The organism is Symmachiella dynata, assembly GCF_007747995.1.
Taxonomy (GTDB): Bacteria; Planctomycetota; Planctomycetia; order Planctomycetales; family Planctomycetaceae; genus Symmachiella; species Symmachiella dynata.
The window spans coordinates 7,592,839-7,608,345 of sequence record NZ_CP036276.1 but is presented as its reverse complement, the minus strand read 5'-3'; the positions used below and the strand labels follow the sequence as shown (position 1 = coordinate 7,608,345).

At 56.7% G+C, this 15,507-nt stretch carries 15 protein-coding genes; 8 read left to right on the top strand and 7 right to left on the bottom strand.

Going from position 1 to position 15,507, the window contains the following annotated elements:
* Positions 1–85 precede the first annotated feature (85 nt).
* The 4 genes from Mal52_RS28935 to Mal52_RS28920 form a co-directional block, all read right to left on the bottom strand.
* Positions 86–1,054 carry a succinylglutamate desuccinylase/aspartoacylase family protein gene (locus tag Mal52_RS28935; RefSeq protein WP_145380371.1) on the bottom strand — a complete coding sequence of 323 codons (969 nt, stop codon included), beginning with the start codon at positions 1,052–1,054 and terminating at the stop codon, positions 86–88.
* The gene (locus Mal52_RS28930) at positions 1,055–2,134 is read right to left on the bottom strand and encodes a polysaccharide deacetylase family protein (protein ID WP_145380370.1); all 1,080 of its coding nucleotides are present in this window, start codon (positions 2,132–2,134) and stop codon (positions 1,055–1,057) included.
* 333 nt (positions 2,135–2,467) lie between these two features.
* Positions 2,468–3,244 carry a phytanoyl-CoA dioxygenase family protein gene (locus tag Mal52_RS28925; RefSeq protein WP_197534547.1) on the bottom strand — a complete coding sequence of 259 codons (777 nt, stop codon included), beginning with the start codon at positions 3,242–3,244 and terminating at the stop codon, positions 2,468–2,470.
* 292 nt (positions 3,245–3,536) lie between these two features.
* Positions 3,537–4,340 carry a DUF1028 domain-containing protein gene (locus Mal52_RS28920; protein WP_145380368.1) on the bottom strand — a complete coding sequence of 268 codons (804 nt, stop codon included), beginning with the start codon at positions 4,338–4,340 and terminating at the stop codon, positions 3,537–3,539.
* 178 nt (positions 4,341–4,518) lie between these two features.
* On the opposite strand from Mal52_RS28920, the gene Mal52_RS28915 reads away from it, so the two are divergent.
* The 4 genes from Mal52_RS28915 (at position 4,519) to Mal52_RS28900 (ending at position 8,965) form a co-directional block, all read left to right on the top strand.
* A complete protein-coding gene (locus Mal52_RS28915; RefSeq protein ID WP_145380367.1) occupies positions 4,519–5,574 on the top strand; it encodes a nucleoside hydrolase in 1,056 nt (351 codons plus the stop codon).
* Between the two features lie 166 nt (positions 5,575–5,740).
* Positions 5,741–7,120, top strand: coding sequence for a neutral/alkaline non-lysosomal ceramidase N-terminal domain-containing protein (locus tag Mal52_RS28910; protein ID WP_145380366.1), 1,380 nt, complete (start codon positions 5,741–5,743; stop codon positions 7,118–7,120).
* An 11-nt stretch (positions 7,121–7,131) separates the two neighbouring features.
* A complete protein-coding gene (gene map / locus Mal52_RS28905; protein WP_145380365.1) occupies positions 7,132–7,926 on the top strand; it encodes a type I methionyl aminopeptidase in 795 nt (264 codons plus the stop codon).
* A 211-nt stretch (positions 7,927–8,137) separates the two neighbouring features.
* The gene (locus Mal52_RS28900; RefSeq protein ID WP_145380364.1) at positions 8,138–8,965 is read left to right on the top strand and encodes a formylmethanofuran dehydrogenase subunit C; all 828 of its coding nucleotides are present in this window, start codon (positions 8,138–8,140) and stop codon (positions 8,963–8,965) included.
* A 17-nt stretch (positions 8,966–8,982) separates the two neighbouring features.
* On the opposite strand, the gene Mal52_RS28895 is transcribed toward Mal52_RS28900, so the two are convergent.
* On the bottom strand, positions 8,983–9,141 hold the full coding sequence (locus Mal52_RS28895; RefSeq protein WP_145380363.1) for a YegP family protein: 159 nt from the start codon (positions 9,139–9,141) through the stop codon (positions 8,983–8,985).
* Between the two features lie 244 nt (positions 9,142–9,385).
* Between Mal52_RS28895 and Mal52_RS28890 the strand changes: the two genes are divergently transcribed.
* On the top strand, positions 9,386–9,859 hold the full coding sequence (locus Mal52_RS28890) for an acyl-CoA thioesterase (protein WP_197533571.1): 474 nt from the start codon (positions 9,386–9,388) through the stop codon (positions 9,857–9,859).
* Between the two features lie 26 nt (positions 9,860–9,885).
* Here the strand turns inward: Mal52_RS28890 and Mal52_RS28885 are convergent, their stop codons facing one another.
* Complete coding sequence (locus Mal52_RS28885) at positions 9,886–10,554, bottom strand: NAD(P)H-hydrate epimerase (RefSeq protein WP_145380362.1); 669 nt, start codon at positions 10,552–10,554, stop codon at positions 9,886–9,888.
* Between the two features lie 175 nt (positions 10,555–10,729).
* On the opposite strand from Mal52_RS28885, the gene Mal52_RS28880 reads away from it, so the two are divergent.
* Complete coding sequence (locus tag Mal52_RS28880) at positions 10,730–11,527, top strand: SDR family NAD(P)-dependent oxidoreductase (RefSeq protein WP_231962478.1); 798 nt, start codon at positions 10,730–10,732, stop codon at positions 11,525–11,527.
* Between the two features lie 10 nt (positions 11,528–11,537).
* On the opposite strand, the gene Mal52_RS28875 is transcribed toward Mal52_RS28880, so the two are convergent.
* Positions 11,538–12,530 (bottom strand): alpha/beta hydrolase, encoded by a 993-nt coding sequence (locus Mal52_RS28875; RefSeq protein WP_197534546.1) that lies wholly within the window; start codon positions 12,528–12,530, stop codon positions 11,538–11,540.
* Positions 12,531–12,679: 149 nt separating this feature from the next.
* Between Mal52_RS28875 and Mal52_RS28870 the strand changes: the two genes are divergently transcribed.
* Both Mal52_RS28870 and Mal52_RS28865 read left to right on the top strand, forming a co-directional pair.
* Positions 12,680–14,344, top strand: coding sequence for a tetratricopeptide repeat protein (locus Mal52_RS28870; RefSeq protein ID WP_197534545.1), 1,665 nt, complete (start codon positions 12,680–12,682; stop codon positions 14,342–14,344).
* Positions 14,345–14,349: 5 nt separating this feature from the next.
* Positions 14,350–15,384: a phosphotransferase gene (locus tag Mal52_RS28865; RefSeq protein ID WP_145380358.1), complete on the top strand. Its 1,035-nt coding sequence runs from the start codon at positions 14,350–14,352 to the stop codon at positions 15,382–15,384.
* The last annotated feature ends 123 nt before the right edge of the window (positions 15,385–15,507 follow it).

Sequence of the window (15,507 nt, the reverse complement as noted above, 5' to 3'; positions counted from 1 at the left end):
CGCGCGCACTGGCGGGCAAGCCGCCCGTGGCACCCCCTATGGGGACGACCTAATACTGTATGTATAGCTGTCGTATGAAACGGTATTACGCTCCCTCATGCTCATAAAAGACCTCGCCCGGACCGCTGATCGGGAGGATCGCGCCGAGCGATTCGCCGGCGGTGGCTGCGGGAAAGGTTTGCAGCATCAACACCATGCCGTCATGGGGAGCGGCCACGTTAATGCCCCGTTGTCCCAAGGGATCGAACACCTTGCCGATGATTTGATTCTTCTCAACGAAGTCGCCCAGTCGCACGCGGGTTTCAAAAAATCCATCGGCCGGTGCGGGCATTTGTGTTTGCAGGTGTCCGCTATCGTCGCGGTCATCTTCGACAATGTATTCAACGAGCGAGTCGGGAATCGTCCGTTCCAGCATGCCCAAGTAGCGGGCCACGTTCAAACACCCGTCGCGTAACATCTGCACCCCGCCTTCGGAACACTTCGCGCCGCCGGTGAATTCGGTGTAAAGCGCGGGAATGCCGGCGTCACGGGCCACCGAAAGCGAGCGGCCTTCATGGCGAGCGCTGGTGCCCCAAATGATCGGCATGTTAAATGCCCGCGCCATTTCTCGCTGGTGATTGAGGACCGTTTCATCCTCATGCAATCCATACCCAACGAGAGAGAGTATTTCATACCGCACGCCGCCGGTATGCAGATCGATATAAAAATCCGCACTGCGAATCAATTCGCTCAGCGCCACGGCAATCCGCTCGGTTTCAGAGCCTTCCGGATTTCCCGGACAGACGCGGGCCAAATCCAGACCATCCTCCGCCGTTCGCGAGCGGCAGGCAAATGCCGGCTCATTCACCAGCGGGACCAAGGTCACGCGTCCTTTGAGCGTTGCGGGATCAAACTCTTCCATCAGACGGCGGATGGCCACCATCGGTTCGTATTCGTCGCCATGGACCCCGCCGGTAATCAGCAGGTGCGGACCGGGGCGCTCGATGGTCTCCCCTTCGGCGTCGGTCTCCGTTCCCACAATGGTATGGGTTTGCAACGTGATCGGCTGGTTCATCTATTTGTTCTCCGCGCTCGGTTTGTGCCGCAGCCGCGCGCGCTCGGCAATAGTGTCGCAATCGACGATGACGGCTTTGTCACCCGCGTCGTTCACAATGTCGCAAATCATTTGAATGGTTTCCGCCTGGGGATCTTCAACGACTAAACAACTGGGATGTGCTAGAAAATCATAACATGCCCGATTCTCGATTGCCCACTCCACGCCCTGACGGATCGCTTTTTTGAAATATTCCAGCTTCCAGAATTTCGTGCGAAACGCATTCACGTCGCTGATGGGACTCATCGGAACTTCCACCAGACCGCTGGGATAAACATAAGGTTGCGCCGCCGCCTGGGCAGCCACAATGCTCTCATAAACCGCCGCTGTCGGTTCCTGATGTTCCTCACCGGCCTCATGCGCCGGATACTTGCAACTGACCCACGAAAAACCTTGGTCGAGCAACATCTGCTGAATATCGGCGCGACCATCGAGCGCGGTCTGAAACCCGCCCGGCGTGCGAAAACCGTCCGGATCGATCTTCAACCGGTCCTGCATGGCGACGGTGGTGATGCGGATGTTTTCTTCAATCAGCTCCGCTGTGGTTTTGCCTTGCGCCAGCCATGGGGAGCGGCGAAACCGAAACTGCGCTTCCTCCGGTGTCGAGGCCAACACATAGACATGATCGTAGGTGTGATTGCCGATCGGATGCCCGCCTTGGATCAACGTATTGAGCCAATCCACGCTTTTGTGTTCCAGTACCCGGCCCACACAGAAAAAATGGATAAAGCCCCCTTTGGCTGCGGCTTTTTCGGCGGCAGCCACGGAATAGGCTTTGGTGGCATCATCCAGATTCCCTTTTTGAAAGTCCCATTCCATCATCCCCCGCTTGGGATAATGCCGGCTCATTTCCAAATCGAGCGTGATCGTAATCAACGCCTTACTTTCATCGGCCGCCAATTCGCGCCGCTTTGCAGCAGGAATCCCCCGCCCGACCGGCGCAGCCGCCCCCGATAATCCCCCACACATCACCGCCGCCCCAGCCGCCATCGAACCGGCAAGAAATTGGCGACGCGAAACTCGAGAGGAGGGCAGGGGCATGGTTGATCCTAAAACTGGTAACTACGAAATAAATTCAAACGTTCTAAGTGAAAAATTCTTAGCCACGGATAAACACGGATCGAACACAGATTAAAAAAGATTTAAATACCACCTCGTTCCCAAACTCTGTTTGGGAACGCACTTTAGCGAAGCTCTGCTTCGCACGCGAAATCATGTGACCGTTGGCAACCGTAAGATTAGAACAATCTATTCGCGAAGCAGAGCTTCGAGAATCGCGTTCCCAAACAGAGTTTGGGAACGAGGTCTTTCTTGTTTTGATCTGTGTTGAATCCGTGTTTCATCTGTGGCGAACTCTTACATCACCAAACCTCGCTATGTCGTTGCGATCCCCATTCCCGCATGTTGGTTCGTCAACGAGTCCTTGTAATTCTGCTGCAAGGTCGGATCCACTTGGGCGCTCTCAGCGAAATAGACCAAGCCCATGGCGCGGCGCGAGCGGTTGCTGGTGTTGGCGTCGGCGCGGTGTATGGTCAGCGAATGATGGACCAGCACATCGCCCGGTTGCAGGATGTACTTCGTCTCGCGGGCTGCGTCGGCCGGTCCCCAGTCTTGCACGCCTTGCGAGAATCCCAAGATCTGAGACGCACCGTGCGGACGGACGCCGCCGTTGTGTGAGCCGGTCACGTAACGCAGACAACCGTTCTCTTCGTCGATGTTGTCTAACGCAATCCAAAACGTCACCGCTTTGTTGGGAACCAAGCAAAAGTAGTAGCCGTCCTGATGCGGCGGCGTCGCTTTGCCCAGGCCGGCGGGTTTGTTGAAATACTCCGCGCCTTGCGTGACCACACCCTCGCCCAGAAACGATTTCGCGACGTCCACAAAACAGTCGCGGCGGATCAATTCGGCGAAGAACGAGTCTTCGTCTTGCATGTATTGCATTTGTTTGAGCGTCGTCGGATCTTCGCGATTCTCATAAAACGCATGCGTCGCCGGCAACCCAGGCACGACGTCACGGATATAGCGAGCAAGATTGTCCTGCAATTCTTCCATCGCATCGCCAGCGAGGAATTGCGGCAGGCAAATGTGGCCGTCTCGGGCGAACGCGTCAGTCCAGTCGGACAATTGCTGTTGATCAACCGCCGTGCTCACAATGCACCTCCGCTTTCGAAAAAAGTTGAGCGATTTTCAAATTACGAAACTCCCCAGAGCGGTACATCAATCCCGCCAACTATGAGCATACTGAGAATCGTCACAAGAAGGAAACGATTCGCCGGGAACGTGTGCCAATTTTTGAAGAGTGGCAAGGCAGATTGGCTTCCCTTTTCTGCTTCCTTTGCAGGCTTGGCGCCTTTGCGTGAGGTATTCTTTTGTGGCGAATCAATCGTCCTATGCAGAAAAGTGCGTCGCGACGCACCCGACATTCGTGTTTTACCCTCAGGTATTAGTCTGCTGTCGGGGGGCGGGTGTTTTTGAAGCGTTTGGGGCAGGGGGCGGCGCCGGGCCATCTCCCTTTGGCTGCGTGTGTGGTCTCCTGATACTTTTTAGCCAACTCGGCCACGGCGTCGTCACTTTCGTCGACGTATAGCTCGAACCAATACCCAGCATGGTCCTTTTTCGCCACGCGAATCCCCGCTGCCAGCCGACCGCGGTGGTCGCCGCCGGCACAATCGGCCGCAACGAGCGCCGCCATCAAACGGTCGGTTAAACTCCCTTCGGTCTCCTCATACGCTTTCGCCATAGCCACCACGACTTCTCGACCGGCCAGCGTGTTGCCTTGGCAGGCATAGTATCGTCCGGTCATGCCGCCCCAGTACAGGCTTGGCTGACTGGCGGCTGACGGATTGCGATTGGCGGCGCGGCCTTGAATGTCGATGATCGCCAACTGCCGTTGTTCTCGCCGCGGATCGTCTTTCAAGAGTGTGGCCAAGACCTCCTCCGGGGCTTGGCCCGCTTCCAATAAATCCAACGCCCGTTCGCCCCAAGCCGGTTCGTGCCAGTGTTGCGTGCAAAACGCTCCCACACCGGGACGGACATACGGAACGACTTTGCCCACCGCCGGATACTTGCTCGCCACAGCTGCGCCGCAGATTCCGGTTTCGGGATCGACCGCCACAATCGAAAATGTGGCAGTGATTCCGTGCGGCGCGACAGCGGTGGAAGCCGCTCGCGACGGCGCCTGTTGCTGGGCGTCACAACCCACAGCAGCGAACAGGAAAGTGACCAGGATCGGTATTTGTCGTGGCATGGCGGTACCCTCGGCAGGTCAGCGATTAAGATTCGACTGCGTTGTTGAGATTGTGGTGCTCAACAGTGTAGCATGATGATCAGCCGCTGCTGCCCCGGATTCGCAATGCGCAACCGCTCGTGGTATAAGGCAGCGGTTGAGTTCCTCAATTGATCATACAACCGGAGGTCGTTTTGCCATGTTGTTGGGAAGTTTGCACCGCTTGAATTGCCGTCGCACCCTGTTGCTTCTGATTCCCTGTTTAGTCCTGCCTTTTATGTCGCAAGCCGCTACAGCCAAAGAGCCGGTGAAGTTGATTTTTGATACCGACTTGGGCGATGACATCGACGATGCGATGGCTCTGGCGACGATTCACGCGCTGCAATCGCGCGGGGAATGCGAGTTGCTGGCGGTGACGATTGTCAAAGACAACGAGTTGAGCGGACCGGCCGCCGATGCGATCAATACTTTCTACGGTCGACCGGATATCCCCGTGGGTGTCGTCAAAAAAGGGGTGCGGCCGCAAGAAAGCCGCTTCACCGGCAGTCTGACGAATACAAAAAATGGCGATAAACAGCGGTATCCTCACACATTACTCTCGGGCAACGATGCCCCCGAGGCGACCGAAGTGCTGCGAAAAACGCTTGTCGCGCAGCCGGACCATTCGGTGGTGATCGCGCAGGTCGGCTACATGACCAATCTCGCCCGTTTGTTGAACTCACCGCCGGATAAGATTTCACCACTCAACGGACGCGATTTGGTGGCAAAGAAAGTCAAACTGCTCTCCATCATGGCGGGCAACTTTGGCCCAGCCAAAAACAAACCGGAATTCAACGTCGTCCAGGACTTGGCGTCGTCGAAAAAACTCTTGACCGATTGGCCAACGCCGGTCGTGATCAGCGGTTACGAAATCGGCCTGAATATACGGTATCCATGGCAGAGCGTTGAAAAAGACTTCGGTTACGTCAAGCACCACCCCGTCCACGAATCCTATTTGGCCTGGGACAAAAAACCACACGAGCGGCCGACGTGGGATTTAACCAGCGTGCTGTATGCGGTCCGTCCCGATCATGGGTACTTCGGTCTGTCCGATCCAGGTACCTCCACCGTCGATGACCGCAAACTCACACAGTTCGAGTTTGATCCCGAGGGATTGCATCGTTACCTAACCGTAACACCGGAACAAATCATCCGCGTCCGCGAAGCGTTGGTCCAATTGACCAGCCAGCCGCCGGATGTGTTGCCGGAACAATAAGAACCCGTCGGCTTGCCCTCGTTTTTGCAGCTGATATCGACAGAAAGAAAACCTCACGCCAAGGCGCAAAGATCGCAAAGGCAAGAAGAGTCATCACACGACAATCTTCTTAGCGGACTTTGCGCCTTGGCGTGAGAAATGTGTATTTTCAAGGAAAGTTTCACTCGTGTTTCGATCACTGATTATCGCTTCACTGCTGCTGCTCGTCACCTCACCAATTTTTGCTGAGGAGCAATGGCAGGCTGGGGTGGCGCGGGTGTCGATTACGCCCGGCGCGCCGATGTGGATGGCGGGTTACGCCTCGCGCAAGAAACCGGCCGAGGGGACGTTGGCGGAATTGTACGCCAAGGCGCTGGTGCTCGAGGCGGGCGACAATCGCATGGTATTTGTCACCACTGATTTGATCGGGATTCCCCGCACCTTGGCGGTGAATGTTTCGCGGCGGGTGAAAGAGAAATACAAACTGCCCCGTAAATCGTTGTTATTCAATGCGTCGCACACGCATTGCGGACCGGAGTTGCGGCCGGAGCGGGATTACTTTTATGGCATGGCCGAAGCACAAGCGGAACAAATCGGCGTTTATACAGAAAAATTAGAAACGGCGCTGGTGGAATTGATCGGCGCTGCCTTAGACGATTTACAGCCCGCTACGCTCTCCTATGCCAAATCCACCGCCGACTTCGCCAAGAACCGCCGCTTTCCGACCGACAAAGGTTTCGTCAACCGCCAGTACGACGAGGGCCCGACCGATCACGACGTCCCAGTGCTCCAGGTATTTTCGTCCGCTGGTGAGCGACGGGCGATTCTGTTTGGCTATGCCTGTCACAACACCTCGACCGGGATCATGGAATTCAACGGCGACTACGCCGGATTTGCTCAGAGCGATATTGAAAAAGACTTTCCCGGCGTGACCGCGTTATTTGTGGAAGGGACCGGCGGCGATCAGAATCCTTATCCCCGTGGAAAAATCGAACTCGCGCGACAACATGGCCGGGAATTGGCCGATGCCGTGAAACAGGCCATCCACGAGCCGCAACAGCCGCTCCCGCCAGCGATCGATTCGGCGTTTACTGAAGTCGAATTGGAATTCGAGCCCCTCCCGCCCCGCGCAGCTTTGGAAGCGGACATAGAATCGAAAAATGTTTACCGACAGCGCAAAGCGCGTTATCTACTCGAAAAACTGGACCGCAACGAGCCGATCTCGCTGACCTACCCCTGTCCGATCCAGGCAATTCGGTTTGGTGAGACGCTGGTCATGGTAGCCATCGGGGGGGAAGTCGTCGTTGATTACTCGCGGTTGGTAAAATCCACGTTTCGCTCGGTGCCGTTTGTGTGGGTCGCAGGCTATAGTAATGATGTCTTCGGATATCTCCCCTCAGCGCGGGTGCTTGCCGAAGGAGGCTATGAAGCGGGCGGAGCGATGTTGTATGGTCCACTTCCCGGGCCATTTACCGGCAGCGTCCAGGACCGTGTGATGGCGGGAGTTCGCCGCGTGGGAACAGATGTGGGATTTACGTTTCCCAAATCGCTCGAAAAACAGCAATAACAGGCAATAACATGCAAAAGCGGAATATACCGTTACTGAATGAAGAACAACGCGAATCGATGCGTCGGGCGTCGCGATTCAATGCCCAGTTAATGGATTTTATTCGCCCGCAGGTCTTACCGGGAGTCACAACCGGTGCCATTGACCAGCTGGTCGCAGAGTACACCCGCGACCATGGGCACACGCCTGCCTGTTTGGGATATCACGGGTTTCCCAAGACGATTTGCACCAGTATCAATGAAGTCATCTGTCACGGCATCCCGGATGACACTGTGTTGACCGAAGGGGATATCGTCAACGTCGATCTGACAACCATCGTCGACGGCTGGTACGGCGACCAATCGGAAACCATCTTGATTGGCAACGTTTCGGACGAAACGCGAAATCTGGTGCAGGTCACCTTCGATAGTCTGTATGCGGCCATCAATGTCCTGCAACCGGGCAGCAAAGTGATTGAAATCGGCCGCGCGATTGCCAAAGCTGTGCGACCGCACGGTTATTCGATTGTGCGCGACTACCAAGGACATGGCATCGGCCAGGGATTTCATCAGGACCCCGGCGTTCCGCACTACCCGACCCCGGGAGCGCGATTCCAAATCTTGCGGCCGGGCGTCTGCTTCACCATCGAACCGATGATCAATCAAGGCCGGGTGGAGACCGTGTTGGACAAATCAGACGGCTGGACCGTTCGCACCAGAGACGGCAAACTTTCCGCACAGTTTGAGCACACAATCCTCATGACCGAGGAAGGCCCAGAAATCCTGACCCGGACCGAGCACGGCCCACAAGAAGGCCACCGTTTTTAAACAACACTCAATCGCAACTAGCGCACGACTGGTTCCCAAACTCTGTTTGGGAACCCAATTTCTCGAAGCTCTGCTTCGAAGAGTCACCCGAAATTGAGACGTAATTCGAGCCATGCAAAGCGAAGCCGATCTTCGCGCTAGTTAGGTTCCCAAACCGGAGTTTGGTAACCCATCAGAATTCCCCACCCCCAACATCATCGCCCCACCCGCCATGCCCCTGGTTCTTTCGCTGCACAATCGCACGTCCATCCCTGTTGAAGTCGATCACGTCCGCATCGAGACCGCTCGAGAACAGTCGGTCGATCAAATCCGGGCGACGCCGGTGCAGTACGGCAACAAGCAATTGACGCTCGGCGAATTTTTCGACGTATCCGGTTCGTGCAGCGATGACAGCGAGATGATTTGGGAGGGCGATTGCGGCAAGGTCAAGTTGATCGGCACCGGCATGACGACCGGCCGGATGACGATTCGCGGGAACGCGGGGATGCATTTGGGAGCCGAAATGACCGGCGGCGAAATCCTGTGTGAAGGAGACGCCACCGATTGGGTCGGGGCGGAGATGCATGGCGGACGAATTCACGTTCGCGGTGATGCCGGGCATTTGATTGGAGCGGTCTATCGTGGCGGGCGGCGGGGCATGACCGGAGGGGAGATACTCATCGACGGCAAAGCCGGCAACGAAATCGGTCATACCATGCGCCGCGGATTGATCGCCATCGGCGGTCGCTCCGGCGATGCGCCCGGTTTTAATATGATTGCCGGATCCATTTTCCTGTTTGGCGAAACAGGGATTCGTCCTGGAGCGGGAATGCGGCGCGGCACGATCGGCTATTTCGCCGCCGATGCGGCTCCACGAATGTTGCCGACATTCAAACGGTCTTCGACATACGACCCGTTGTTTTTGCAGCACTATCTGCGACATCTACAAACGGCCGGTTTTCGAGTTCCCGCTGAGTGCCTCACGTCCCACTACGCCCGGTACCGCGGCGATTTTCTCGAAGGTGGTCGCGGCGAAATTCTCGTGCGGCAGGCGGGGTGATTGCGCAGCGAACGCAACTAGCCGGGCCAGCCGTTGCGGCGTGCGTTGTCTTCGCAGTCGGACCGATTCACATAGCCCTGCGTCGAAGCGCCGACAATATTTCCATTGGGAGCCACTCGTCGCCAGCGCCATTCGCCGGAGTTGTCTTTATAAATTTCCCATGTGTCTTCGGCCATGCGTGTCTCCTCACCAAAAAACGCCAATGTGATCAAAACGTCTGAGGGAAACTGCTGCACGTACCTGCGGCGAAAAAGGCCCTTGTACAAACGGACCACGGTATGCCAGCGACGTGCGTCCTACCTATGTCACTGAGTCTACGCACCGCGGCAATATTGTCAATAACAATGAATCGCCCCGCCTGAGCTCGCATTCCATGGCAATCGGACGACGTGCGCGTAAAAGTCGGCTAGAATAACCATCATGGCCGTTTGCCGGCTGACTCTGCGGTTCAACAAATACATCGTCACCATTAAGGCCGTCCCCCCAATGACCGTCGACAAACAGGGCCGTTATCTGGCCACCAAGATCACGATGATGCCCCGTGATACGAATCCGCACGGGACGATCTTTGGCGGAGTGATTTTGAGTCACATCGACCAGTCGGGTGCGATCGGTGCGCGCTATTCGATTCGCAAAGAGGGATTCCCCGATTGCGCGCTGGTGACAGTGGCTATGAATCGTGTCGAGTTTCACCACCCGGTCTATGTCGGTGACGTCGTGAGTTTTTACTCACACGTCGAACGCTTCGGCCGGACGTCAATCACCGTGCACGTGACCGTCGAATCGGAACGCGACGGCGAAGCATTGATGCTGACCGAGGCGGATGTGACGTATGTCGCCGTGCAACTCATCGATGGCGAACGCCGGCCGGTACCGATTCGCGGTGCTGAGTGAGACTTGGGTGAGTCAAGTCGGTTGGATCACGTTGGTTGAATCAAATCGCGTGGGACACCGATATCAATCACATGCACCGTTCCGGTCCAAGCGTCGGCGCCTGGTTGGTCAAATCCCAATTTCGGGGCGACAAACGTGGCAGTCTGTTCGGCACGCACACACGTCCCCAACGGCTTGCCGGTATCACAATCCATGCCCGAGGGCAGATCGATAGCAAAGACCTTGGCGGCGGATTGGTTGATCGCTGCAATGATTTTGGGAAACGGCGGACGCAATGCGCCGCGAGTCCCGGTTCCCAGCAAGGCATCGACGATCCAATCATCCGGTTGTAGTTCCGCAAACAGCGCCGCGAAGTCCGCATCGTCGTTAATCACACGTCCCGCCCAGCCGGCAGCCTGCAAGATGCGGTAGTTGATCGCCGCATCGCCGGAAAGTTCGGTCGGATCGCAAAACAACCAGACTTCCGCCTCGAAACCACGATTTTGTAGATGCCGCGCGATGACATAACCATCGCCGCCGTTGTTCCCTTTTCCGGCACAGATGATCACTCGCCCGGCGATGCCAAGCTCAATCAACAGCTCCGCTGCACCGCGCCCAGCGTTTTCCATCAGCACGACGCCCGGCATGCCATATTCGGAAATCGCACGGCGATCAACGTCCCGGACCTCTTCGCGGCTCATCGGAGTTTGCGGCATTGGGTATTGCTCCATCGCCAGAATGGTTTTGTTTTGCTACGATTTTGTTCATAGTAGACCGTCCGGCAGATTGTCGGACGGAGCGAAGTCCTATTTTAACAACTATTTTGCGAACTGCGAAAATCCAAACCTTGCTGCGGACACTGAGCATACGGATGCCAGGGAGAGCGTAATTTTGACGGTCACATATGCGGAGCGTTGGGGAGTCGTTACCGGAGCCTCATCGGGTATTGGCGCGGAGTTCGCACGGCAACTTGCCGGACGGGGGATGCATCTGGTCCTGACCGCCCGTCGGGAGGATGAGTTAAAACAACTGGCGGAGGAACTGTACACAGCGCACGGCACCAAGACGGAGGTCATCACGGCCGATTTGGCCAACCCAACGGAGCCGCTGCGAATTTATGATGAGATCAAACAGCGGGGCATCGAAGTGGAACTGCTCGTCAACAACGCCGGCATCGGCTTTGCGGGCGCCATCGAGCAGACAGATGTGTCGCGGATGATGGAATTGATTCAGGTCAATATCGCTGCACTGACCGAACTGACCTACCTGGTGCTTCCGGAAATGCTGTCCCGCAAAGCGGGTGGTGTGATCAACGTCGCCTCCGTCGCTGCCTTTCAACCGGTGGCCTATAACGGTGTCTATTCCGCCTCGAAGGCGTACGTGCTGCATTTTTCAGAATCGCTGTGGGCCGAGACGCACCAACGGGGTGTGATTGTCATGGCGTTGTGTCCGGGAACCACAGCGACAAACTTTTTCAATGTTTCCGGCGTGCCGCATTGGTTGGAAAAGCACCCCTCGCAAACCGCCGACGCGGTCGTCCGCGCCGGCCTGACCGGTTTGGATAAACGACGGCAATATTATGTTTCCGGTCGAAAGAACTATCTCCTGTCATTACTCGTGCGCTTGGCAACACGGGCCACGGTAGTGAAAGGTTCGATCAAATACTTCAAACCGAAGAAGCAGAAATAACCGCTGTCGGTTATTGCGGTGCTTCGAGGAATGACCGGACCGTGGCCTCCCACGTGTGCGGCGCTGCCGGCAAATAGGCGGCATGTCCGACCTCCTCGAAAATATGGATCTGTTTGGGGCCTGCCAGCTTGTCAAAAACCGCGCGCAATTGCGGTTGCGTGACGCGTGGATCGGCTTCGCCGCCCAGTACCAACACCGGGCAACGCACATTGGCGGCGTAGTCCACAGGGTTGTGTTCGAATCCCGAGTATCCGTGCTGCGCTCCACCCCAGAACACCAACAACTGGGCAGCGGGAAATCCTGGTAATCCCATAGCAGCGAAACGGTTTTGTGCTGTCGACAACAATCGGTCGAAGGGGCATTCGAGGATCACGCCTGACGGTTTTAAGTCGTATTCGGCTATCGCACGCAAAATAGCGGCGCTACCCATCGAACGACCGTACAGCCAAAGCGGCTTGTCGGCAAAATTTGCTCGTACATATTCGACTGCCGAGGCAACGTCGTCGGCCTCCAGATATCCGATCGTAGTCACGTCCCCCGCGGAATCGCCGCTGCCGCGAAAATCGACGAGAAACGCATCGTACCCCCAACGCTGAAACTGTCCCGCTTCGGGAAGGAGACTGGATTTTGCCGCTCCGTAGCCGTGGAAGAACAAACAGACACCGCGAGAATCGTCGGCGGCGATGTGCCAACCGCTGAGGTTTGTTCCGTCGGAAGTTTCGAAGGAGTGCTGTGTGAATTGTAGTTCAAAATCGTTCGGCGTACTGTGATTGGCTGGGCGTGCCAAGCGGACTCCCGTGGCGAGCACAGCGACTTTTTGTGTCCAGGACAGACTCTCCGGCGCCGGGGTTCGTTCTCCCCCCTCGACAAAATGTGTCATCGCATGCGCGTGGATATATGCCAACAGATTCAACACAACAAAACCCACAAGCATCAAAACCACAACCGCGCGTTTGGGGCGGCGTTTGATGAACAGCGCTGCCTGTTTAAGTTTTGCGAGCATGGGAGGCATCGATGGTGGTTGAGGAAATCATTCTCTTCCAAGATATAACGTCCAGGCGTCCATCCGTATTAAGCGTGTGGATCTTTGCGTCTGTTGCTTCGCTGCCATCATAGCTTATGATCTCAAGCAGACCATACCGGAAACACACCATGCCTGACCCACAAACACAATTCACCGCAGCAGTCGCCCTGCATCAAGCAGGGGACCTTTCCGCCGCCGAACCGGTTTACCGCCGCGTGTTAGCGGACGTGCCGCACCACCTGGATGCGATGTACTTGCTCGGCACGTTGCAATTGCAGCAGGGAGAGTTCGTCGCGGCTGTGGAATTGCTGTCCCAGGTCTGCGCCGCTCAACCCCACGTCGCCGCTGCCCATAACAATCTGGGGATTGCCTACAAGGCGCAAGGCCAATTCGAGCAGGCAATCGGTTGTCTGAATCGCGCGCTCAAACAGGACGCGAATTATGCCGAGGCGTATTTCAATCTGGGGCAGATTTATGAAGAGCAGCAACAATGGCCCCTGGCGGAAGAATGCTTCGTCCAACACCTAGCGTTGGCCCCTGAAGATATTGAGTCCCGCGTGCGACTCGGTTTCGCCCTGACGCAACAAGAGAAATCCGCTGAGGCAGCTCTGGCATTTGAAGAGGTCGTCCGCCTCCAACCCGATTACGCTGAAATCCACAGTAACCTGTCCTACGTCTACGAGCGACTCGGACGACTGAGGGACGCCGTCGCTGCGGCTCAAAAGGCCGTTGTGCTGCGTCCTGATTATGCCGAGGGACACAACAATCTAGGGAATGCCCTCCGCTCCTCGCATCAATTGAATGCGGCCTGCGCAGCGTTTGATCGCGCGCTTAAAATACAACCCGATTTTCCCATGGCGTGGTTCAACCTGGCAACGACTCAGATGTTGGCGGGTGACTTGGCAGCAGGTTGGGAAGGATTTGAATCTCGCGAAGCCATCATGCCGGCTCCACCTCAGACATTTTTGCAACCGCGCTGGCGTGGGGAATCGTTGGCCGGAAAATCGTTGCTGGTGCATGCCGATGAAGGTTTCGGCGACACGCTACAATTCGCAAGATTCCTCGCACCGGCACAGGCGGCCAGCGGCGCACGAATTATCCTGCATTGTCAACGCGGCCTCGGCGATTTGTTGCGGGGCACGGCTGGAGTCGCGGAGGTCATCGTCGAAGGTGATTTTGTGCCAATGACCGATGCGCACATTTCTTTACTGAGTCTTCCAGGAGTCTTGGGAGTCACCGGCGACACATTGCCCGCAGCCGTTCCCTACTTAAGCGTCGACCAAGTGGAATCACAATTCGACGACATCATCGATGCCACCCAGTTAAGCGTGGGTCTTGTCTGGCAGGGCAATCCGGCACAACCTCGCGATTTGGTCCGGTCTTGCCCATTGTCGGAAATGGGTCCCCTGATCGAGACCGACGGGACACAATTTATCAGCCTGCAAGTGGGAGCAGCCGGCTTGCAGCAACTGGCCGCTGTGGATTGGCGCGAGCGCGTCCTCGACGCCGGAAGCGGCTTGACCGATTTTTCGCAAACGGCGGCATTGATCAATCGATTGGATCTGGTGATCACCGTCGACACGGCCGTCGCCCATTTGGCCGGTGCCCTTGGCGCCGATGTCTGGACGCTGTTATCGCACACCCCGGATTGGCGTTGGCAACTGGAGCGTAGCGACTCTCCGTGGTATCCCTCAATGCGGCTCTTCCGCCAACGCGATTGGGGGGATTGGCCCAGTGTGATTGGAGAGGTCACAGCAGAATTGAGCAATGTCGTTCAGAAGCGATTGAGTTAATCGAAATGCAAGACGACAAGCAACAGAGCGTGCTCCGCTGGGTGCTGGCCAATTATTCGTCGCAGTATCATCCCACGCAGTGCGTGCCGATCAACCAAGCCGGGTTTAGCGGCGCTCGCGTTTGGAAAGCGACCACGACTGCGGGAGAGTTCGCCGTGCGCCAATGGCCCGCAGAGGGTCTACACAGCGACCGTCTCCTTGGCTTGCATCAACTATTACATCACATGCGCGATCAAAACTTTGCCTTGATCGCTCCCCCGGTAACGGCCGGAAGCGGGACGACATTGGTCGAAGCCATCAATCACTATTGGCAATTGGAACCCTGGATGCCGGGAGCGGCCAACTACCAGACCCAGCCATCCGAGGCCAAATTGTCCGCCGCCCTGCGCGCTCTGGCCGCTTGGCATCGTGCCGCAGCAACATTTCGTCCCAGCGAAAACCACCGGCAGTGGTTTGCCTCACATGATTCCGCCGCATCTCCTGGAATTGGCGAGCGGTTGCGACTGGTTTTCAAATGGAACTCACAACGTCTCGATATGGCTGCCCGGTCCGTTGAGGGACACACCTGGCCGGAGTTCTGCGACGTGGCACTGAATTTGATCTCCGCGTTCAAGAGCATAGCGCCGCGTGTTGCTGATGAACTCCGCATGGCTGCGAGTCTTCGATTTCGTTTGCAACCTTGCCTGCGGGATGTGTGGCATGACCACATTTTATTCGTCGGTGACGAAGTGACCGGCATCATTGATCCCAGCGCCTGTCGCAGCGAAACGGTCGCGGGGGATATCGCGCGACTGGTGGGAAGTTTCGTCGGCGATGATCGTCGCGGCTGGGAGACGGCATTGACCGCCTATCAATCGGTCTGCCGGTTATCGATCGATGAGCGAGCGGCGGTGGAGCTCTTTGATCGTAGCGGCGTGCTGCTCAGCGGAATGACCTGGGTGCAATGGGTCGCCATGGAAGGGCGTCCGGTCGATGACCGGGAGCGCGTATTGGCCCGCATGACGACGATTTTATCTCGACTGCAGAACATGGGCGGGTAACGCGCGGGCGGCAGGCGGGAGCCCGCCCTACGGCTGTGGCTGTATGACGAGGCAGCAAATCGGGCAGCGGGTTTTTTCGTGGTTGGGGAGCGGTTATGATGAAACCTAACGTTATTTGCCCCT

Coding starts and splice junctions, on each gene's coding strand:
- Mal52_RS28935 (WP_145380371.1), bottom strand. CDS start 1,054: ATGAACCAGCCGATCACGTTGCAAACCCATACCATTGTGGGAACGGAG.
- Mal52_RS28930 (WP_145380370.1), bottom strand. CDS start 2,134: ATGCCCCTGCCCTCCTCTCGAGTTTCGCGTCGCCAATTTCTTGCCGGT.
- Mal52_RS28920 (WP_145380368.1), bottom strand. CDS start 4,340: ATGCCACGACAAATACCGATCCTGGTCACTTTCCTGTTCGCTGCTGTG.
- Mal52_RS28915 (WP_145380367.1), top strand. CDS start 4,519: ATGTTGTTGGGAAGTTTGCACCGCTTGAATTGCCGTCGCACCCTGTTG.
- map (WP_145380365.1), top strand. CDS start 7,132: ATGCAAAAGCGGAATATACCGTTACTGAATGAAGAACAACGCGAATCG.
- Mal52_RS28900 (WP_145380364.1), top strand. CDS start 8,138: ATGCCCCTGGTTCTTTCGCTGCACAATCGCACGTCCATCCCTGTTGAA.
- Mal52_RS28895 (WP_145380363.1), bottom strand. CDS start 9,141: ATGGCCGAAGACACATGGGAAATTTATAAAGACAACTCCGGCGAATGG.
- Mal52_RS28890 (WP_197533571.1), top strand. CDS start 9,386: ATGGCCGTTTGCCGGCTGACTCTGCGGTTCAACAAATACATCGTCACC.
- Mal52_RS28885 (WP_145380362.1), bottom strand. CDS start 10,554: ATGCCGCAAACTCCGATGAGCCGCGAAGAGGTCCGGGACGTTGATCGC.
- Mal52_RS28875 (WP_197534546.1), bottom strand. CDS start 12,530: ATGCTCGCAAAACTTAAACAGGCAGCGCTGTTCATCAAACGCCGCCCC.
- Mal52_RS28870 (WP_197534545.1), top strand. CDS start 12,680: ATGCCTGACCCACAAACACAATTCACCGCAGCAGTCGCCCTGCATCAA.
- Mal52_RS28865 (WP_145380358.1), top strand. CDS start 14,350: ATGCAAGACGACAAGCAACAGAGCGTGCTCCGCTGGGTGCTGGCCAAT.